Source organism: Falsiroseomonas tokyonensis (genome assembly GCF_019024325.1).
Taxonomy (GTDB): domain Bacteria; phylum Pseudomonadota; class Alphaproteobacteria; order Acetobacterales; family Acetobacteraceae; genus Falsiroseomonas; species Falsiroseomonas tokyonensis.
In genome coordinates this window covers 1-19,282 of sequence record NZ_JAFNJS010000005.1, presented here as the reverse complement: position 1 = coordinate 19,282, position 19,282 = coordinate 1, and the positions used below count along the sequence as shown (strand labels likewise).

Below are 19,282 nucleotides of genomic sequence, written 5' to 3'. Positions count from 1 at the left end.
AGTGCATCCGTGAGTCGGGCCGCCTTCTGTTGCCTGCCGCGCCCGCCGAAGGTTGGGCCGCAGACTGACGGGGTTTTTGGGGACACTCGCCGTCTTGTCCCGAGGGTGCCGGTATGGAACGCCCGGCTATCGCTGCCCTCACAGCGGACTGCATCAGGCGCCGGCGTTGGTGACCCAGCCGATCGGGTCCTGCACCGCCGCCGCCACATCGAAGTGGACGCGGAGCGTGACGCCCAGGATTTCCTGCGCCTCGAAGGTTTCGACCGTCGGCGACTGCATCCCGCCGAGGTAGCCCATGGTGATGCAGCGCCGCGTCGCGGGGCGCGGTGCCAGCCACCACCTGTTCCCGGTGAGCGCCGGCTCCACGATCACTGAGAGGCTGTAGGGCTGGATTTCGTCCCGGGTGGTCGTGGTCGAGATCGACGCGACCAACTGCCGCGCCACGAACTCCAGCGCCGGGGAAACCACGATGGCGTAGGGTTCCAGGGCGAACACCGTGTTGCCCTTTCCGTCCTTCAGGGACCGCATCAGAGACACGGCCTGCGCCAAGCTGGTAACGCTCGGCGCCGCGGCCGTCGCGATGTTGCCGCGGCTGCTGTGGAACCAGGGGTTACCGTCGCTCAGTGTCGGACCAACGCCGCTGCCGGCGGTCAGCAGGCCCGACACCAGCAACCGCTCACGGGCTGCTGCGCCCTGCGCATTCGCTGCCATCCACTCCTGAAGGCCATTCAAATCGTCATTTACCAGGGCCTGGCGGGTGACCGCGAAGCGGTTGGCGTAGGTGGCAAGCTTGATCTGCTCCCCGTTCTCCATTGGATAGGCGAACGGGACTTCCCCGTGTTCCGCAACCTCGTCCAGCGGCGTGTGTTGTGCCAGCCGGATCAGCGTCGTCGGCCGGAAGTCCGGCATGTTGCGGACCTGCGCCAACTCGACCAGCTGCGTCCGGACGGTGGGGTAAAGCTCGGCCATGGCCCGCGACGCGCCGCTTGTCAGGAGGTTCGGCAGGTCGGACGTGGTGAGCTTGGCGAAGATCTGTTCCGCCGAAACTCCCCGGCCGATACGCTGCCCGCGGCCTTCCAGCACCATCGCCGCCACGTCCGCGAGGGTATGCCCGCGCAGGGAGGCGGCCGGGCCGTTTGGGGCTCGGCCCAGGATGCGGGAGGCGACGTAATCCGTGGTCGCCGCCTGGAGCGTGTCGCCTTCGTCGCGGACGATGACAACGCTGGAGGGGCGGACTGCGGCAGCGGAGCGCGCCGCGATGGCGTCCAGCGCCGCGGCGCGGGCATCGCCGATGCTGACCGCCTGCCCGGCCTGCTCGTCAATCCAGGCGAGGCCCAACCCGGCCTGCCGCGCGACGGCGGTGATCTCCTGCCGCGTCGCGGCCTCGATAAGCTGTTCGTTCTGCATCTGCGTATCCATGACGATCTCCTGTCCGCCCGCCGCGCAGAGCGCCGCCGGGGTGTTGCGATATTCGAAGGCGTTGAGGTTGATGGAGGCCGCTGCGCGCAGCGGTTCGAGGATCGCGTCGGCGAAGCCCGCCTGCACCGCTTCCTCCGCCGTCATCCAGGTTTCGTTCGCCATCATGTCGGCGATTTCGCGCTCAGGCTTTCCAGAACGCTCCGCGTAGGCCTTGAGATAGACGGCGCTGACCCTCTCAAGTATGGCAGCATGCTCTCGCATCTCTCGTGCTGGCCCTTCGGAGACGCTGTGCGCCTCGTGGATCATCAGGAAGGAACCGGCGTGCATCTGGATCGGCCGGCCCGCCATGGCGATCAGTGATGCGGCAGAGGCGGCGACGCCTTCAACCACGACGGTGACCGCGCCGCGGTAGCTTCGCAGCTGCTGGTAACAGGCGGTTCCGGCCATCGCATTGCCGCCCGGGCTGTTGACGGTGATCTGCACAGCGGCGCGGCCTGCCCTTTTCAGGAAGGCAGCCAATTCGGCCGGCGTGGCAGCCGTGATCGGGCCGTCAATTCGGTGTGCCGCCGGCATCATGCCTCGGCGTCCTCATCGACGCTCATTGCCTTCGCCAGATCCGGGAAGAACTCGGCCAGGCCCTTCGCGTGGAACAGGCGACGATCTGCTGCCGCGAACAGGGGCGTGACTTCAACCGTCACAAAGGACCTTGCTCGGCCAAGAGGATTCGGCAGCCCGTTTTCCGTGAAGACTCCCAACTCGCCCCGCAGCCGGCGGCGCGGCTTGGGCACGATCACGTCGATCACGCTGCCGATTAACCAGATAGGGGTCTTGCGGTCGCGGCTGATCAGCTCGGTCGGAAGGAACCCGGACAACAGCGCAGCGCGGCACTCGGCGAACATGTCGAGGTTGCCGCACCAGCTTTCGGGGTCGAGGCCGAACGCATCGTCGGTCAGGGCCACTGCGCGGGAGGCCGGCATGGAGAAAACACCGTCCGGGTCGGTCAAGGCACCGATCACGGAAAGACGATAGATGTCCGCGAGCAGGAACTGCCGGCCGCGGCCGGTGCCAGGCTTGGCTTCGGTCAGAGGCGCGAAGACACCGCGCTTGATCCAGTCCGCCAGCCGCGCGACGGACACGCCAGCGGCGTCCGCCGTCTCGGCGGTGTCGAACTTCTGGCGCGAGAGATAGCTGGTCAGGTCGAAGCTGGGCGACATAGAGGGCACTCCTCATCTGGAGAAGGGATATATCTCCTTTTTACCGCGTAGTCAACACCTTCATTTGCAACCAGCGCAAAGCCCGGCGCGGGTTTCCCCGGCCGGGTTGGTTATGCGCGACGGATCGAACCTCTACCTGCAGGTTGCAGCTGGCGCGGCGGGGGCCGCGATAATGGCTTCATCCTCGATCATGTCGCCGGCCTCGGCTTCGGCTTGCGCGGCGGCTTGGGCGGCTTGGGCCCGCCGCCCCACGGCAGCGGCGGACAGGCGAAGGGGCGGCGGCTGACGCCTGCCAGGTAGGCGAAGGCGGCAACCAGGCGCATGTCGGGAGGGAGGCCCGCCAGCGCCTCAAGCGCGGGGTGCGCTGGCTGGGCGGGCCATGTGACCTCCAACCGGCGCAGCACCTTGGGGAATGGGATCACCACGGCGCTCATGCCTCGCTCGCCGGGCCATAGAGACGCAGCACGTCCAGGACGAGCGCATGGGCAATCTCGCCGGCCGGGCCGTCACCCCATCCGCTGTCACCATCCGGCTCCTGCATCGCCAGTGCCACCGACGTGACGGCCTTCGCCACGATGCCGGCCAGCGTCTGCGGCGCAATGGCCTCGGCATCGGTGCGGGCCGCCACCAGGGCCTGCCAGAGCGGATCATCGTCACCATCGAAGGCGTCGGGAGGCGCGGTGTTGTAGGTGCGGGCCGCCTCCACATAGGCGCCGAGGCGCCGCACCAGCTCGGCATCGGCGCCGCCGTCGAAGCTCAAAGGCTCCACCGGCCGGGCCGGGTTTGCCAGCACGCGCAGCAGGGTCGCGGGCGGCTGCGCCGGGGTGGCGCCGGTCGGAAGCGCCGCCACGGCCAGAGAGACGGCAGCGGCGCGGGCGAGTCTTCTTCTCGGGGTGCCGGGGGTGGTATTGGATTGGTCAGCCATGAACCGGTGCTCCTGCATCGGGTTGCGGTTAGGCCGGGCGGGGAAGATCCACCTTCCGCGTCCGGCCGGTTCCTTGCGGAACGGCACAATCTGTGCCACCATCCCCAAATGAACGCAAGCCCAAATGGCACAGATTGCGCCATTACTGCCTCACAGGTCCGCGCGGGCCGGGCATTGCTCGGATGGTCGCAGGATGATCTAGCCGGCCGCAGCAGCGTCCCGCGCCGCACAATCGCCAGGCTTGAGGCTGACCAGGGCCAGCCGCAGCGCCGCACCCTGGCCGCGATCCGGACCGCGCTTGAAGCGGCCGGCGTCGATTTCATCGCGGAAAACGGCGGCGGGCCCGGCGTGCGGTTGAGGAAGGGCTAGACCACCTGCCGCTTGCGTTACGTAACGGGCCGCCCCATATTCGTTACGTAACGGCGGGAGACAGGAAGATGGCACTCAGCAACGCGGATAGGCAGCGGCGGCACCGGGAGCGGATCAAGGCGCGGCTATCTGGCGAAGCCACCCAGATGCAGCAGAGCCAGCCGGGAGACGGATCACCAGAACTGGCGGTATTGATGGCGGCCGCCTACCGTGAAGCCGGCTTGGCACTCATTGGCAAGCATGCAGGTGACGGCGCTGCCGGGGACCGCGCGGTGCGAGAGTTTTCTTCCACTCCGGTGACCGGCGAGGTGTTGCTCGATGCCGTGAAGGCAGCTGGCCAATGGGCAGCGGTTCGGTTGTTTGAACGCGAGGTTAATGCCGACATCGCAGCGGCCCGCACAAGGCCCGCTTGGACACCGCCCGTCTATGAGGCAGCTCCACGGCGGGCCAGCCGCCGAGGCAAATGACAGAACTAGGTTCCTCCGGCGTTGGCACTGCCGCAGCGATTCAGCCCGCGTAATTGACCTAGCGACAGGGATTTTCGCGGGGTTAATTAATGTCCGGCACCGCCAGCCGGGCCGGCGGAGGGCCCTCGCCAGGCGGCACACCCAGCATGTCCAGCGCCGTCGCCAGCGCCCGCGCCGCCGCCGTGCCGGCATCCTCGCCATGCTCCGGGCTGGTGATCGCCGCCAGCACCAGATGCGCGGTGGTTGCAGCGGCGGCACGCATACCGGCGTCGAAAGCCTCGGCGGGCGGCGGCTTCGCACCAGCCGGTGCCGAGCCTGCGCGCTGTTCTGCCGCAGCCGCCGCGCCAAGCCGGACCAGGCGGTGAAGATCCACCCGGCCGCCCGGCAGCACCGGCAGGCGGCCATCCGCCTTTCTGCCCGCGACGACGCGCTCAGTGATGCCGAGGATTCGCGCCATCTGGCCGGCAGTCGCCCCGGCGGGGATCTCATCATTGAGTGAAGCCATTGTCTAAGCCCTTTCGATCGGTGGAAACGATGATGCTACCTTGAAAACCCTCTGCGCCTGGATTTGCGATGCCGCCCGAACCTCTGCGGGCCGCCAAACCCAGGAAGAACCTACCTTTTCGGCCCTTCCCACAGTCTTTGCCTATGTCGGTCAGTGCCGTGTCCCGGGCTGGGTGGCGACGGAGTGCAGCGGCTCGGTCTCTATCTCCGCCCTGACCTCAAGCCGGTGCGTGATCGTCTCGGCCAAGTCGCGCAGTGCAGTGTTGAGCCTGCGCTGCAGCGCCTCTTGCCTCCCGTGATATTCGGCAGCGTGCAGAGCCAGGTGCGGGAGACGGCGCAGGCCGTCACACGCCCTCTCAACCTCGCGCAGTGCCGCCGCCTCCTTGGCCTGCAGGTCCTGCTCGGTGCGGACCAGTGACCGGAATTGCTTAGGGATCATGCCGCCGCCCTCCGCACATCCTGAGCCAGCCGCTCCGCCATCGTCTGCGGGGTGGAGGGGGTGGAGGGTGGTGGAGGGTTTTCCCGTTCCATCTCCACACGCGCGCGCACGTGGCCGATCATGGGTTCCACCCTCCACCACCCTCCACCCCTCCACCCCGCTGCGGCGGATGCAGGCCGATACCGCGCACGTATTGGCTGCCCTTGCGGGTGACGTATTGGCAGCCGGGTGTCTTCTCCAGAACGCCGCGCAGCTTGCGGTTATCGCTGGACGGCTCGCCGTTCGCCTGCGCCCATTCCTGCATGTCTTTCAGCAGCAGGCCGGGCTTCACCTCCAGATGCGGAGCCAGGATGCACCGCTCGGCCAGCCAGCGCCCGATGGTGTCCTGCGCCTCGAAGTATTCCGCCGTCGCATCGGTGACGATCTTCGGACGCACCAGCCCGTGACGCTGCCAGTCGAGACAACCCTCAATCATCCATCGCAGGATGCCAGGCCACTCGCCCCGCAACTTCCGCTCAAGCTGGTGGTCCGGTCGCTCCGGCTTGTGCAGGAAGGGCACGATGTTGAACCGGCGCCGCGCCGCATCATCCACGTTCTTCAGCGCGGGCTTATGGTTGCCGGCGATGGTCAGTTTGAATTGCGGCGTATAGGTAAAGAAGTCCTGCCGCATGAAGCGGGCCGTAACTGGATCGCCGCCGGTCATCTGCTTGATGCGGGCCTCTGCCCATGCGCGGCCTTCTTCCGTCTCGGTCGCCGTCACCAGACGGGCGCCGCGCAGCATGGCGAGGTCCGTAGGATGTTTGTCGCCCGGCGAGGCCGTGAAGGTGTCCATCGGCGCGCTGCGGCAGTAATCACCCATGATGCCGGCCACCGTGTTCAGGAACACGGATTTGCCGTTGCCGCCGGGCCCGTAGATGAACAGCAGGGCGTGTTCTCGCGTGCTGCCGCTCAGGCTGTAGCCTGCCCATTGCTGGAGGAACCGGACCAGCTCCGCGTCACCGGCCGTCGCCTGGTCCAGGAACGCCAACCAGGTCGGACAGTCTGCCGTCTCGGTCGGCGCCGCCGCCGTCACCTTGGTGATATGGTCCTGTCGATCGGCCGGGCGCATCTGGCCCGTCCGCAGGTCCACCGTGCCGCCCGGCGTGCCGAGGTAATGGAGGTCGCGGTCCCAGATTTCCGCCGTCACCGCGAAGGCCCTGTCAGCCTGCGCGTACCGCTCCACCGCTGCGGCGAACGCGGCCTTGCCGGTGATCGCCTTGCCCTTAAAGTCGGCGTTACGGTTCAGCTCTCGCGTGAGGGTCCGCGCCCATGAGAACGCGATCTTGTCGCGGTTCTGCTTCCAGTGGGTGCCGGTCCATACATACCACCCGCCGGTGTCGTGGCAGAACCTGAGCGCGTCGCCGTGCCGCTTGGTGAAGGCCAAGCCCACGCCATCTTCGGTCAGCTCGCAATCCTGCAGGTCCGCCGTCGTCGGCTCGGCTCGCGCCGGGCGCGCTGGCGGCACATAGGGTTCCGCCTCGGCCACCATCTGCAACAGCGCCTGGGCCGTCCCGCCTGCCGCCAGCCAATCCGAAACGTCGCCCTTCGGCGGCAGGTCCGGCAGGTGGACGATGCGGACCGATGCCGCAGCCTTCGCCACCATGCCGGCGACGCTGGCGGCGTGCGCCGCGCCGGCTTCGTCATTGTCCGGCAGGATCACCACGGCGCGACCGCTCAACCAGGTCGAGTAGGAGGCTTTCCATTTCCCGGCGCCGACCGGGTTGCAGGTCGCCACCAGGCCGATGCCGCGGAGGGTGTCCACGTCCTTCTCGCCCTCCACGATGAACACGGGCGCATCGGCTGGTGCCGCCATCAGCTCCGGGAGCCGGTAGGGCACCAGCTCCATGCCCTTGACCTTCCATATCCAGCCGCCCGCGCCATCCGGCCGGCGCTGCCGGAAGTCCTTCGGGTCGAACCGCACAACCTGGAACAGCAGGGCGCCGTTCGCGGCGCGGTAGGGATAGGTTGCGACTATGCGGCCGTACGCCTTGGGGGCCTCGCTGGCGGGCGCAGGCGCAGCTGCTGGAGCGGCAGTAGCGCCGATGCCGAAGGGGTGCCGCACGGGGCGCGGAGGGGTCGCAGCGCCGTCGATCTCCTGCCGCAGCCAATCCGCCGCCGCACCATCGGCCAGCCCGGTCTCGCGCCGCACCAGATCCAGCACGCCACCACCTTGGCCGGCTTCGTGGTCGAACCAGGTGCCGGCGCTCTCCCCGGCCGTGCAGACTGACACGCTGCCGTGGGTGCCGAACCGCAGGTTGCCCGGGCGGGTCAGTGCCTTGTTGATCGGGCCGAGTAGCCGCAGCGCCACCGGCTCCATCAGCGCCTTGAAGTCGATGTCGTCGCCGCGGCTGCCGAAGTCGATGGGGCCGATGGTGCCGTCAGCCATGGGCGCCGGCCTCCGTCATGGTCGCCCGCAGCAGCCGCAGGGCATCCCATTCCAGCAGGTCAGCCGCAGCCACATCGCCGCGGCGCCGGGCCTCGCCGGCCAGGGTCAGCAGCTCGCGGAGGGACGCGACCGGTGCGGCCTCGCCGATCTGCGTGAACTGTTCGGGATGGCACGCCAGATTCTGGCGGTCGCCATCGGGATGGTGTAGAACGCAACTAACACGCATGGTCTGCGAACCCCTATGGTTCGCGTGCCAAGTTTTGCTAGCCTGTGACTACTTAAGCCGCTGAAAACGCTTGGGTATTACACCCTTGCCAAGGTTGGGGTCGAGGGTTCGAATCCCTTCGCCCGCTCCAGTCGGTTTTCCAACCTCACATTTGCACTTCCCGATTAGCGCCGTGAACCGCAGGTTTCCTGGGGTTTTGCCGCGGTGGCTTGAGGGTTGGAGAACGCAACGACCGGCGTTTGCGTCGCTCCTGAGGCAATTCTCTCTCCGAAGCTCGGGACTTGGGCGATTTAGTCTACAAGCTTCAAGTCACTGAAATCGGGGCAAATCTTCGCCGAGACACACCGGCCGGTTACGCATCGCGACCGGCTACCGGTCGAGTCTGGGACCGCAAAACAGCGCTCTCCACCCACGGTATTGCGACAAGACGCGGGCCGGGGAAGCATAGCGGTCATCCCAAGCACAAGGCCGCACCCTGCCCCTGCCGCATGACATCTCTGGACTGATCGCCTGGGCGCGGCGCGAGGAATGGCGCGGTGCACTGGCGACGCTGATCGAGCGCCATAGCGCGAAGGCCTGCGCTGGCGCCGGCATTGCGTCGGAGGACATTGGCGACACGCTCGGCGAGTATGCCGCCTCCAACCTCTTCGGCGCGGCCTTCGAGGATCTGCTCGCGACCGACCTGCCCGATGGCCGGAACATCGCCGATGACTACCTCCGTCGCCGTGGGTAGAAGGACAGCGTCTCAACCCGCGAGTACATCGCTGGGCTGCGCCGTTCGGTCATCAGCCTTTACGAGGTGAGCGGGCTCGTGCCAGGCGAATCCATGCTGCTGCGCGACCTGGTCCGCGGCGGCGAGCCGGTCCGCGTCTGGGAGAAGAGCGGCTCTCAGGGACTGCGGCCCTGGGACCGCATCGCCACACGCATCATCCCCCTACGCGACCGTGCCGTGATCAGCGGCACGCTCCTGGCCCTCGACCGCGACACCAGTGAGGCGCTGCTGGCCTCGCTGGGCCGCGTCCGCAACCAGGCGCCCCGTGACGTGGCCGTGGTCGCGCGCGAGCTCGGCATTGAGGCGGATGCGGAGCGGCTAGCCGGCATTCTCACGCCTGACATGTTGTTGGGCCTGGGCGCCTTTCTGGTGACCAACCTCTGGCTGGACGCCGCACTGAAGTCGGCCGAGCGCACGGACCGGCCGGAATTGCTGAACACCGATGGCGATCCGCTGGAATTCACGACGTTGCACTTCCCTCTTCTCGCCGGTGTCACCGCGCCGAGGCTGCGCGCGGCGCTGGCCACCATCCCAGCCCTGCGGCAGGAAAACGCCGGCTTCTGGAACTGGCTGGCCGAGCCGGGGGCGAAGGCGCAGACAGTTCCGCGTCGGGCGACCGGGCAAACACTCATCACGACCATGGATGATGGATCGCTCGTGCTCGGCACCGTGGAGCTCAAAGGCCGCCGCCTGTCACTCGCCGTCAATTCGCCGGCGCGCGCCGAGCGTGGCCGGGCCATGCTGGAGCCGGTGCTGGCGGACCTGGTGCGGGCGCCGCTCACCGAGCGCACCGATCTGGACCAGATGCTGGCGACCGAGCGCCCTCCGCCCGCGCCCACGGGCCTGTCGCCAGAACAGGAGCGCGAAGTGGTCCATCAGGGGCTCGACGCCCATTACCACCGTGTGCTGGACGAACCGATCCCAGCACTCGGCGGCAAGACTCCGCGGGCGGCGGCCAAGACCGCAAAGGGGCGCGCGGCGGTGGTGGCCTGGCTCAAGACGCTGGAGAACCATTCAGGGCGGCAGAATTCTGGCGACCCGACGGCCAGCTATGATTTCGGCTGGCTGTGGCGGGAGCTTGGGGTCGAGGCGCTGCGGCGTTGAGCTGCCTCTCCGCCTCCATGCGCCTTGACTCGAAGGCACACCGCAATCGGCGGAAGCTTCCGCAAGGCCGCGGTTGGGGTTGGGCAAGCGGCAGTTGATAGCGCGCCTTCGGTGGGGTCCTGCCGCCGCCCCTCATCTCGGACGATCTATCTTGCTGCGTTGGACCATATACGAATCGAAGCTCTAACCTCTACCCTCAGGCTTTTGGAGTACACCGTGGCCAAAGCTCGGGTGATCTTTCAGCCGGTTCTCGGCGGTGTTTTCCACGCGACTGAGGTAGGTAAGCTCTTGGCGGCGAAGACGCCGACAGCGGTGACCATCTCTTCGGCGTACGTTCACAGCCAAGGCGTGCGCACGATCTCGGCTGCGTTGGCCCCGCATGCAGGGATTTGTCGATGCTTTATTGGTATCAGAAACGGCGCCAGCACGCTTCAGGGAGTAAAGGCACTCATCGATCTGGGCGCGTCGGTATACGCCGTTGATACTGGATCTCAGCGCCGTATATTCCACCCCAAGTTCTATGCAGTGCGGCACCTGAAGACTGCTACCGTCATTTTGGGCAGTGCCAATCTTACCTATGGCGGTCTTGGTTATAACATCGAAACCAGTGCTCATATCTCCTTGGACCTGAAAGATCCTGGTGATCTGTCATTTATCGATGATCTCACGAACTCACTGGATGGCATGCTGACTGCGCATCCCAAGAATTGCTACAAAATCGCATCTGCATCTCAGGCTGATGCTATATTCAACGCTGGCCTGCTCGAAGACGAAACCTCTCCGAAGTTTAACAGTCCCGTGGGCATGGCCGCTTCCGGCGCAGTGCCAGGTAACACGGTCCCAGCTATCGGCCTCCCGGCAATGCCGAAGCCACCGAAACCCGCGCCGAGCAAGACGGGAGCGGCCGCCAAGTCTGGGACGGCTAAAGTGAAGGCGTCCCCGCTTGGTACCCCCGTTGCGTTCCCGGTGATGTTTGGCGCGGAAGTCTGGTCAAAGCCAAACCTGCCGAAGAGCGACCTTCAGTTTCCCGGCGCGAGTGGGAACGCTACCGGCGTCCTCAGGTTAACCCAAGCTAAATTCGAGGTTGCCGGTGCTGTTATCGATCAGACGACCTATTTCCGCAAAATTGTGTTCGGAAGTTTGAAGTGGGCAACCTCAAGCGGTAAAGAAACGGCCCAAGCCCAATTCACCTTAACAATCGCGGGCGTTATTGTTGGCACCTTCGATCTGATGCTTAGCCATAAAGCCGCATGGGAAGCTGGACAAGGGAACTATACCACAGGCCTCCATTGGGGAGCAGCGCTTCCATTGATCAACGATGCAAGCCTCGTGGGGCGCGAGTTGCGTCTTTACGCTCCCGCCGCACCAGGTGCTCCATATGTCATTTCGATTGACTAAGTTTCATCTGCCACTTCGCTCTGAATGCGCTGTCGCCGGTTCCTGAGCTTACTCCACGCATCACCCAGCATGCCGCATTCAGAATCTGACAAGCCGACGTGCTTGAGTACCCTTGTCCCGTACCCCAACAAGACCGCGTCCATGGACGAGTTGCGAACCGCACGGTCGAGCTCATTTACGTCTACCTGCCCTAAAGCCGGAACAGGAATAAGCAGCCGCTCTATTTCCGAAGGGACCAATTCGAGTACACCACCTCCGTATGTCCTGCCCTCAAGTTCAGCACTGAGGGCAGTAAGCGGGTTCATAAATGAACCAACCAACTCCTCAGCAGGCAACAAAAGGGATTTGATCCTGTACGCAGTGTCGGTTGTGTACGCCCCCGCCTTATTAAGTATAAGCCGTGGAGCGTCATGAGATCTCTTGAGCATTCCTATTTCGCTCGAATATACTGATGGTACTGTGTACCACGGCTTACGAATTCTGCACTTGTATCGCGTGTTTAGCTGTTGGGACTCACCAAGCTTTACGTAGGCAGCAACCTTAGGATCTCGCCCAGCCTCATCATTTGGAAACCAGAGGAAGTTGGAAGGGAGGCCGGCCTTACCGTTCGCTTTATGCTGCTTTTTGTCATAGATTACACCAGGACAATGCTCGCTTCGCCCAAACATTGGGTGAGCCCACGGTTCTAGACCGAAGCGCTTCACATCATCATCGTTCACCAGAAAGAATTTGTTTGCGCCGGTGACAATCCCGACGTCGACGTCTGCGATATCAGCAAAGCGCCGCACGGACGGAAGCGCCTCCACCTTGTCGAGAAGGCGTCGCACTTCGATGTCTAGAAAGGCCCTTGTCCACTTAGCTTCGACAGTCCGACCATTAATGGGAATCGGGCGATCAAAAAGAGCTTCGGGATCTTCGTTCAGAAAGCTTCGCCCTCGCACTGGAACCAAGCCGAGCCCTTGCGACAAGTCACTCGAATTCAACTTCTTCTCGGCCATGAGAAGAACAGCGCCCTGCAGAGTATCTTCGAACCAGATCTCCTCCGGATCGACTATTACTATCCGGCTGCAGACCTCACCAAGAAACGTGCGCAGCGACTGCGCATGCAGTACGTGTATGATTTCAGCAGGGACGACCATTGCCAGTCGTCCGCCTGGCTTTAGGAGGGCCATCGACGCAAGGATGAAAGGCACCCACGCGTTCGTATGCTTGGTGAAACGGCAGCGAAATTTCGCGAAAATCTCCTCCGACAAGCTCTGGAACGCCGGGGGCAGATACTGATATCGCACGAATGGCGGATTGCCGACTACAGCGTCAAACCGCTTTCCCCCGTCCCGGAGCTCGGTAAGCGCCCAGCCGAGGAAATCCGTGCTTAGAACTTCTGCCTCTACGGCTAAGTCGCGCGCGCGATTGGTAGCCTTCGCAGCTTCGACTGCATCAAGTTCGAGTGCGGTTATTTGCGCGGCTCCCGCGCCGGCTAAGCTTAAGGCCTCAAGGAAAACCCCATCGCCACAGCTTGGTTCCAAAATTGTCTTTGGCTCTCGCTTCATCACCCAGCGAGTGAGGAATAATGCAAGGTCAGTGGGGGTGTAATATCCCCCGCGGAGCTTCTCCGCTGTCTCGTTCCGCATAAAGTTCATGGCTTGCGGCTGTCCTTGGATGCGGTCTTTTCTGTGGGCAGGAGCCTCGGCTGCTGATGTTCGTCAATGTGATCTTCGGCGGCTCGCACAAACCAGTCTTTGAGCGTGAGGCCTTCCCGTTCAAGAACGCCGTACAGGCGGCGCTTGAGGTCAGCCCCCGCCTCGATCACTACTCTTCCTGAGGCGCCCTTGGGCATCACACTGGTCCTATGTCACATGCCGTATGTCACATAACATAGCCGGCAGTTCTCCCGGCTGGCAAGTGTTGCTGGCGGGATCGAGTTCAGGGGTGGAAAGCAGCGTTAACCCCGGAAGCCGTGGCGTTCCGCTATTTGGCGCGAGGCGCCTTTCGTCCAGCGCGTTGGGAATTCCAGTCGAGCGGAATTTTCGTCCCGATCATCGAAGGATCGATGGGGTCTGGTCCGCCGTTCAGGGCCAGCTCGATGAGCTCCGGCGCGAGAAGCGTCAGTTGCAGAAGCCGTCCGATATAGCCGCGGTCAACCTTCTCGGCCTCCGCCATCTCGGTGATGGACGCGTAGCGCCCCTCGTCCAGCATCCGCTGGTACCGGAACCCCCTGGCCAGTGCCTTCACTAGCGTGGGGTCGGCGCGCGTCGTAACAGGCGCCACGCCATCGGTCATCGGCGTCACAACGGTCTTCCGCCCTGGCCGGTGGCGGATCGCCAAAGGCACCCGGACGGTAATGCTGGTGGCGGCGGTCATGCCGCTGCCTTCAAGGCGGATGGCGCGATGCCGCCGAGGTCACGGACAAGCCCGCCAAGCCCGTCCAGCCGCAGCCGAATGTCGGCGCCTGCCGGGCCCACCACCACGCGCTCCACCAGCGACCGCACGATCCGTGCCTGCTCTGCAGGGAACAGGTGTTCCCACAGCGGGTCGAGCCGATGCAGCGCATCCTGCGTCTCGGCCTCGGTCAGGTCCGGCGCCTCCCTGCGGGCCGCCCGCCACGTGCCGACCACGATTTCCGGCTGCCTCAGCAGCGCTCGCACCTGGTCCACCACCGCCGCCTCGATCTCCGCCGCGGACACCCGGCGCACGATGCTGTCGTCACCGGCGGCGTCGCCCTTCAGCACGCGCTGCGCCACGTAGTATCGGTAGAGCCGACCGTTCTTGCGCGCGTGGGTGGGCGACAGCGCCCGGCCATCCACCCCAAAGATCAGCCCCTTCAGCAGCGCCGGCGTCTGCGCCCGGTTCATGTTGGCGCGCGCCCGCGGGCTGACCTGGAGGACAGCGTGCGCCCGATCCCATAGCTCCCGCGGCACGATCCCCTGATGCTCGCCGGGATAGACCTGCCCCTTGTGCGCCGCCTCGCCGACATAGGTGCGGTTGTTCAGCAGCTTGTAGACATCGCCTTTGTCCAGCGGCCGGCCCGCCTTGCTGGTGGCACCCTCCGCCCGCAGGCGGGAAACCGTCTCGATGCCCGATCCCGTCTCGACGAAGAGTTCGAACACGCGGCGCACCCGCGGCGCCTCGTCTTCATTCACCACCAGCTTGCGGGCCACGACGTCATAGCCGAGCGGCACCTTGCCCCCCATCCACATGCCGCGGGCGCGGGACGCCGCGAACTTGTCGCGGATCCGCTCGCCAATGACCTCGCGCTCGAACTGCGCAAAGCTGAGCAGGATATTCAGCGTCAACCGACCCATGCTGGTCGTCGTGTTGAAGCTCTGAGTGACCGAGACGAACGTCACGCCATGCGCGTCCATCACCTCTACCAGCTTGGCGAAATCCATCAGCGAGCGGCTGAGCCGATCGATCTTGTAGACCACGATGACATCAACCAGGTCGGCCTGGATGTCTCGCAGGAGGCGCTGCAGCGCCGGCCGCTCCAGCGTGCCGCCCGAGAAGCCGCCATCGTCGTAGCGGTCGCGGACCAGCACCCAACCCTCGGCACGCTGCGAGGCGATGTAGGCCTCGCAGGCGTCGCGCTGCGCGTCGAGGGTGTTGAACTCCTTCTCCAGTCCCTCGTCCGTGGACTTCCGGGTGTAGACTGCGCAGCGCAACTTCTTCGTCGTCGACGGCATGGCCGGCTCGATGCGGGCGCGGCGGGTCATGTCTCACCCCGCGCCCGCAGCCCGAAGAACGTCCAGCCATTCCAGCGCGTGCCGGTGATGTGGCGCGCGATAGCCGAGAGCGACTGATACGGCCGTCCCTCGAATTCGAAGTCGTTGATGCGCACGGTGACCACGTGCTGCACGCCCTGCCATTCCCGGATGAGGCGCGTGCCGGCCAGCGGGCGGCTGTCGGCGCGGATTCGGCGCAGGACGACGTTGCCGCCATCCAGTTGCTCACCCAGTGCGACGAGCCGGTCGACGGTCTCGGGCTTCAGCCCGCCATACGCGAGCTCCTGGATCCGATATGCTAGCCGGCTCTGGATATAGGCCCGATTCCAGGGCGGCGGCTCCTTGCCGAACAACTCCCGCCATTGCTGCTTCAGGGTGGCAGTCGGCGCCGCCTGCAGCGCGGCGAGCCGGCCCAGCACCTGCGTCGGTGGGATCTTCGGGATGGTGGGCGCCGGCGCGGGCGCGGCGGTGAATCGTCTGGTCATGCGAGTCCCTTCCTGTTGGGGTTCGCATGCAGGCGCTGCCTGGCGGTGGAGTGTAGGCGAACGTCTCCCGCCCCCCGAGCTATCTCCTCATCCCGCCCATCATCCTCGGCAGCGCGGCTGCGCAGCCGCACCAGACCGGCGGCCAGGATCGAGCAGACCTCCCGAAGGTGCGGAGGCAGGTGGGCGTTGCCGGAGAGGTGCGATGGGGGCGCCATCCCCATGATTACCGGGGCCGCGGCCGGAGTGTTTCACCGCCACGCTGCAGATTAGATTCGACAGCGGTATGCCGAATCATGTACCTGATACGTTCCACATTACAGGGCGGTCACGTGCAGAAGGACTTCACCAAGTTCGCCAACCAGCGGTTCCTCAAGACCGTGAACTGGGAAGTCCTGGGCCGTCTCCTGGCCAAGCACGCGGAGGGGCTACCGAAGCTGGATCTCTCCGTCCTGGCGGCCAACCCCACGGAGGGCCGCAAACAGATCTCAGATTTCCTTCTCGGGCCGCGCGACGATTACCCCGAGACGCTGATCCACGATTTGCACCGGATCGTCCGCCTCGACAGCGCGCAGGGCATGCAGCTCATCCTGGACGAGGCGGAGCGCCAGAAGATCGTCATCATGGAGCCGGCGGATCGCGCGACGGCCACGGCGCGGGACATCGCCCTCCTTGCTTTCGTCGATCACCCGGAGGTCTTCACGGAAGCCGAGCACACCTCGGTCTTCGTGCCGCCGCCGAGCGTGTCGGAATTCAATGCCCGCGAGGAAGGCGTGACGCCGGAGGTCACCCCTGACACCCTGGAAGCTCTGCGTCTCGCTGCGGGAGAGCTCTTCGCCGCCGACCTGCGAGGCAAGTACTGCCGCGTGCGTCCCTACGAGGACGATGGCGAGCTCTGCATCGCGGTCAGGCACGGCGCGCCGCCGGTATCGACCGAGGTGGTCAAGGGCGAGAAGGACAGCGTGATCGGTTTCCAGGAGATCGACACAGCGGTGATCTCCTATGCCGAACTCACGGGCCGGCTCACGGTCTGGGGCTGCGCCAAGAAACGCCGTGGTGACCTGGCCGAAGCCTTCGCCACCCACATCCTGGGCCAACCCGGCTTGTTCAAGGCGGCGGATGCACAGCGCCTCTACACGCTCGAGCCGCTGGAGCGATCGGGCGGCGCCTTCGCCTTCCGGAAGGGCGACGACGACGAGATCGATCGCATCCTGATTGTCGAAGCGCAGGCCAACCGGGTGACCACCAACATCAAGACCGGGCGAGAGAAGACCCTCTTCTCGCTGACCGTCCGCGACCCATCTGGCAGCGCCCTGAAGGTGCTGCATCAGAGCCGGACGGACATCATCTACGGGGACAATGCTTGGCGACTGGGTCACATCACCGCACGGGCCGTCCTCAAGACGCAGGGCGGTCGAGCGCCAACCATCACCTTCAAGATCAAGCCGGACGATTCGCTCAGCTTCCAGCGCAGCCGCCACAAGAAGCGGGTGATGGCACTCCTCGCACTCAACAACCTGGTCCATGCACGACAGTCTGACGAAGCTGCTCTGGCAGCTGAGTGAGGCGGGTGAGCCGGCCGTGCTGTTCGGCCGGCAACACGCCGCTGAAGACGATGCCGCATTTCAGCGCATGCTCGCCCTGGGCGTGCTGGTGCATGGCGACCGGCTGACCGGGTGGAAGGCGTGTCACGACTGCGATTGCGGCGCCGATGAGCGTGACGTGCGCTGGCGCCGAGACGTGCCGTTCGCGGCCTGCCCGGCTGACAACCGCCGGGACGAGGTCCTGACGAGGGATGACCTCGCAACCTTCACGCTGTCCATCGCAACCATGGTCAGCGAAACGGCGGCCGCTCTTGGGCTAGGGCCGCCGGAGGAACTGGCACCAGGTCTCTGGCGCCTGGGGCGCCTCACAGATGGCCGTGTGCTGACAGCGGCGCCGATCCGGGCTGGCATTCTGCTACCAGGCCTCGTGGCTGCGCTCCGCGCCGTCGATGCCGAAGGTCCTATCGTTCTGATCGGCCCGCGGCTTCCCGAGGTGCGTCGTGCCGAGTTGGCTCGCCAGGGCATCCATGCCGTGCCGGCGGAAGAGGTTGTCGTGCCCGTTGGGCATCACCCTCCATTGGGGTTCGACCTCGCCAGGCTTCCCGATGGGAATGCCGGCAGGCACCGGCTCGTGCTGACGCCGGCAACCAGCACCGTCCGCTTCGATGGCCGCGAGGCAGTCCTCCGGCCGCGGCCCTTCCAGCTACTTCGGATCCTCGCTCGGCAGCACCGCCGCGGGGTACCGCTCGTTTCCAGGCATGATCTTCACCAGGAGCTGTTCAGTCCTGGGACAGCCGACACCGCCGTGCGCGGGCTCGTCAGTGAACTCCAGGGTCTGCTGAAGAAAGCGTTCGGCGCCGACGCCGTCGAAGGCCTGATCGAGAATCGCACAGGGCACGGCTACCTGCTGACCCTTCTGCCGCTCACCGTCTGGATCAACGAGTAGCCGCCTGCGGGGCGGCATTCCCACACTCTTCCCACACCTGTCCCACCCCTGTGGGAAAGCTGCCCCGGCAGTTTCGGCTGGTCATCACCAGCCAGCCGGAGCCGCTCATGCCCTCGCTCACCTTTGCTGAATTCGAACCCCTGCACCGCATGGCCGAGCGCATGTCGCACGGCTTGTGCCGCCGCCTCGGGTTGCCCGCGCATGACGCCGAGGATTTCGCCCAGGACCTTCTGACCGATCTCCTCGCCCGCCTGCCCGGCTTCAACCCGGACCAGGGCGACCTCGGCGCCTTCGCGCTCACCTGCTTCCGGCATCATGCCGCCCTTCTGGCGCACCGCACTCACCGGCACCGGACTCTCCACCACTCCACCTCCCTCGATGATCCGCTGCCGGACGGCGCCACGGTTGGCGCCGTGCTGTCGGAGGCGGACGGCTACGGCGCGTGGATGGGCCAGCAGACCGACGCCTTCGCTGACGTGAATCGCCGCCTGGACCTCGAGCGGGTCGCCGACGTGCTGACGGAGGAGGATGCGCCTCTCTGCGCCGCCCTGGCGCGTGGCGATGTCGATCCGGCGCGTCACGCCGGCCTGTCCCGCACCACGGCGTTCCGGCGCGTGCGCGAGATGCGGTTGCGGCTGTGCGCCGCCGGCATCGCTCCGGCGGCCTGAAACAGAATGACCGCAGCCTCGGTAATCATGGTCATGGACACCAACATCACCGACATCCGCGCAGTGGTGCCGCCTCTCACCGAGGCTTCCCTCTGCACCTGGCTGGGCGCCGCGGCCCCCGGCGACAGCATCACCTACCACCGTGGCGCGCTCGCACGTCAGGTCTGCCCGCAGTTGCAGTGCCTGCCCGAGCAGGAGCGCACCGCGCTGCAGCGCCTGGCGGCCCGTGCGTGGAAGCTGGCCGCGCTCGGCCTCGCCGATATCGTGCAGCGCCGCCACGGCTACGAGGACTACGCCTACATCCTCGTCGCACGCCGCCGCCCGCGCCGCGCCGCCTCCACCATCCTGCCGATGCTGCTCGCGGAGGCCGCGTGATGGACGCGCTCCGCTCCAATCGCCCGACCCTCGACGCGCTGCGCCACATGCCGGTGAGCGACGTGATCGCGCTTCCCGCTGAGCATCTCGCGCTGCTGCAGACCGATGCGCGAGAGGCGCTGGACGCCGCCAAGCGCATGCAGGACTGGATCGAGGCCGCGATCGCGCTCCGTTACGAGCAGCGCGCCATCGGCGCCCGTGCCGCTGCTGGCAAGGACACCGGCACGGTCCGCTTCCAGGACGGCGCCGTGGAGATCGCGGTCGATCTGCCGAAGAAGGTGGATTG

General features: G+C 65.7%; 22 protein-coding genes and 1 pseudogene. 9 read left to right on the top strand and 14 right to left on the bottom strand.

What is annotated here, in order from left to right:
- Positions 1-153 precede the first annotated feature (153 nt).
- The 4 genes from J3S20_RS16760 to J3S20_RS16745 all read right to left on the bottom strand — a co-directional run bounded on the left by J3S20_RS16760 (position 154) and on the right by J3S20_RS16745 (position 3,558).
- Positions 154-1,995 carry a head maturation protease, ClpP-related gene (locus tag J3S20_RS16760; protein ID WP_216837664.1) on the bottom strand — a complete coding sequence of 614 codons (1,842 nt, stop codon included), beginning with the start codon at positions 1,993-1,995 and terminating at the stop codon, positions 154-156.
- Positions 1,992-2,633, bottom strand: a complete 642-nt coding sequence (locus tag J3S20_RS16755; protein WP_216837663.1) for a MerR family transcriptional regulator — start codon at positions 2,631-2,633, stop codon at positions 1,992-1,994. Before J3S20_RS16755 ends, J3S20_RS16760 begins: the two co-directional genes overlap by 4 nt.
- A 188-nt stretch (positions 2,634-2,821) precedes the next feature.
- Complete coding sequence (locus tag J3S20_RS16750; RefSeq protein ID WP_216837662.1) at positions 2,822-3,067, bottom strand: hypothetical protein; 246 nt, start codon at positions 3,065-3,067, stop codon at positions 2,822-2,824.
- Positions 3,064-3,558, bottom strand: coding sequence for a hypothetical protein (locus J3S20_RS16745; protein WP_216837661.1), 495 nt, complete (start codon positions 3,556-3,558; stop codon positions 3,064-3,066). Before J3S20_RS16745 ends, J3S20_RS16750 begins: the two co-directional genes overlap by 4 nt.
- A gap of 108 nt (positions 3,559-3,666) precedes the next feature.
- On the opposite strand from J3S20_RS16745, the gene J3S20_RS16740 reads away from it, so the two are divergent.
- Together J3S20_RS16740 and J3S20_RS16735 are read left to right on the top strand one after the other, a co-directional pair.
- On the top strand, positions 3,667-3,927 hold the full coding sequence (locus tag J3S20_RS16740; protein WP_216837660.1) for a helix-turn-helix domain-containing protein: 261 nt from the start codon (positions 3,667-3,669) through the stop codon (positions 3,925-3,927).
- Positions 3,928-3,995: 68 nt separating this feature from the next.
- The gene (locus J3S20_RS16735; protein WP_216837659.1) at positions 3,996-4,394 is read left to right on the top strand and encodes a hypothetical protein; all 399 of its coding nucleotides are present in this window, start codon (positions 3,996-3,998) and stop codon (positions 4,392-4,394) included.
- 82 nt (positions 4,395-4,476) lie between these two features.
- Here J3S20_RS16735 and J3S20_RS16730 read toward each other — a convergent pair whose 3' ends face one another.
- The 5 genes from J3S20_RS16730 to J3S20_RS16715 all read right to left on the bottom strand — a co-directional run bounded on the left by J3S20_RS16730 (position 4,477) and on the right by J3S20_RS16715 (position 7,988).
- Positions 4,477-4,899: a hypothetical protein gene (locus tag J3S20_RS16730; RefSeq protein WP_216837658.1), complete on the bottom strand. Its 423-nt coding sequence runs from the start codon at positions 4,897-4,899 to the stop codon at positions 4,477-4,479.
- A gap of 150 nt (positions 4,900-5,049) precedes the next feature.
- The gene (locus J3S20_RS16725) at positions 5,050-5,337 is read right to left on the bottom strand and encodes a hypothetical protein (RefSeq protein WP_216837657.1); all 288 of its coding nucleotides are present in this window, start codon (positions 5,335-5,337) and stop codon (positions 5,050-5,052) included.
- Positions 5,334-5,459 (bottom strand): hypothetical protein, encoded by a 126-nt coding sequence (locus J3S20_RS30880; protein WP_281419564.1) that lies wholly within the window; start codon positions 5,457-5,459, stop codon positions 5,334-5,336. Before J3S20_RS30880 ends, J3S20_RS16725 begins: the two co-directional genes overlap by 4 nt.
- A complete protein-coding gene (locus J3S20_RS30290; RefSeq protein ID WP_246602954.1) occupies positions 5,456-7,762 on the bottom strand; it encodes a phage/plasmid primase, P4 family in 2,307 nt (768 codons plus the stop codon). Before J3S20_RS30290 ends, J3S20_RS30880 begins: the two co-directional genes overlap by 4 nt.
- Positions 7,755-7,988 carry a hypothetical protein gene (locus J3S20_RS16715; RefSeq protein WP_216837656.1) on the bottom strand — a complete coding sequence of 78 codons (234 nt, stop codon included), beginning with the start codon at positions 7,986-7,988 and terminating at the stop codon, positions 7,755-7,757. Before J3S20_RS16715 ends, J3S20_RS30290 begins: the two co-directional genes overlap by 8 nt.
- 826 nt (positions 7,989-8,814) lie before the next feature.
- Here J3S20_RS16715 and J3S20_RS16710 point away from each other — a divergent pair.
- Complete coding sequence (locus tag J3S20_RS16710; RefSeq protein ID WP_216837655.1) at positions 8,815-9,864, top strand: hypothetical protein; 1,050 nt, start codon at positions 8,815-8,817, stop codon at positions 9,862-9,864.
- A gap of 159 nt (positions 9,865-10,023) precedes the next feature.
- Positions 10,024-11,262: a phospholipase D family protein gene (locus tag J3S20_RS16705; RefSeq protein WP_216837654.1), complete on the top strand. Its 1,239-nt coding sequence runs from the start codon at positions 10,024-10,026 to the stop codon at positions 11,260-11,262.
- Here the strand turns inward: J3S20_RS16705 and J3S20_RS16700 are convergent.
- From J3S20_RS16700 to J3S20_RS16680, 5 genes are all read right to left on the bottom strand, one after another.
- Positions 11,259-12,902, bottom strand: a complete 1,644-nt coding sequence (locus tag J3S20_RS16700; protein ID WP_216837653.1) for an Eco57I restriction-modification methylase domain-containing protein — start codon at positions 12,900-12,902, stop codon at positions 11,259-11,261. The two genes, J3S20_RS16705 and J3S20_RS16700, sit on opposite strands and share 4 nt — an antisense overlap.
- Positions 12,899-13,099, bottom strand: coding sequence for a hypothetical protein (locus tag J3S20_RS16695; protein WP_216837652.1), 201 nt, complete (start codon positions 13,097-13,099; stop codon positions 12,899-12,901). Before J3S20_RS16695 ends, J3S20_RS16700 begins: the two co-directional genes overlap by 4 nt.
- A 131-nt stretch (positions 13,100-13,230) precedes the next feature.
- Positions 13,231-13,623, bottom strand: a complete 393-nt coding sequence (locus tag J3S20_RS16690) for a hypothetical protein (protein WP_246602953.1) — start codon at positions 13,621-13,623, stop codon at positions 13,231-13,233.
- Positions 13,620-14,972, bottom strand: coding sequence for a recombinase family protein (locus J3S20_RS16685; RefSeq protein ID WP_216837651.1), 1,353 nt, complete (start codon positions 14,970-14,972; stop codon positions 13,620-13,622). Before J3S20_RS16685 ends, J3S20_RS16690 begins: the two co-directional genes overlap by 4 nt.
- Positions 14,969-15,466, bottom strand: coding sequence for a DUF2924 domain-containing protein (locus tag J3S20_RS16680; protein WP_216837650.1), 498 nt, complete (start codon positions 15,464-15,466; stop codon positions 14,969-14,971). The genes J3S20_RS16685 and J3S20_RS16680 overlap by 4 nt, the downstream gene beginning before the upstream one ends.
- A gap of 329 nt (positions 15,467-15,795) precedes the next feature.
- On the opposite strand from J3S20_RS16680, the gene J3S20_RS16675 reads away from it, so the two are divergent.
- The 5 genes and pseudogenes from J3S20_RS16675 to J3S20_RS16655 form a co-directional block, all read left to right on the top strand.
- Positions 15,796-17,028 carry a hypothetical protein gene (locus J3S20_RS16675; RefSeq protein ID WP_216837649.1) on the top strand — a complete coding sequence of 411 codons (1,233 nt, stop codon included), beginning with the start codon at positions 15,796-15,798 and terminating at the stop codon, positions 17,026-17,028.
- Positions 16,988-17,953 carry a winged helix-turn-helix domain-containing protein gene (locus J3S20_RS16670; RefSeq protein ID WP_216837648.1) on the top strand — a complete coding sequence of 322 codons (966 nt, stop codon included), beginning with the start codon at positions 16,988-16,990 and terminating at the stop codon, positions 17,951-17,953. The genes J3S20_RS16675 and J3S20_RS16670 overlap by 41 nt, the downstream gene beginning before the upstream one ends.
- 107 nt (positions 17,954-18,060) lie before the next feature.
- Entirely contained in the window at positions 18,061-18,621 is a 561-nt protein-coding gene (locus J3S20_RS16665) for a sigma factor (RefSeq protein ID WP_216837647.1), read from the top strand.
- A 33-nt stretch (positions 18,622-18,654) separates the two neighbouring features.
- On the top strand, positions 18,655-18,996 hold the full coding sequence (locus J3S20_RS16660) for a hypothetical protein (protein WP_216837646.1): 342 nt from the start codon (positions 18,655-18,657) through the stop codon (positions 18,994-18,996).
- Positions 18,996-19,282, top strand: a pseudogene (locus J3S20_RS16655) (hypothetical protein); the annotation flags it as partial. The gene J3S20_RS16660 and the pseudogene J3S20_RS16655, both read left to right, overlap by 1 nt.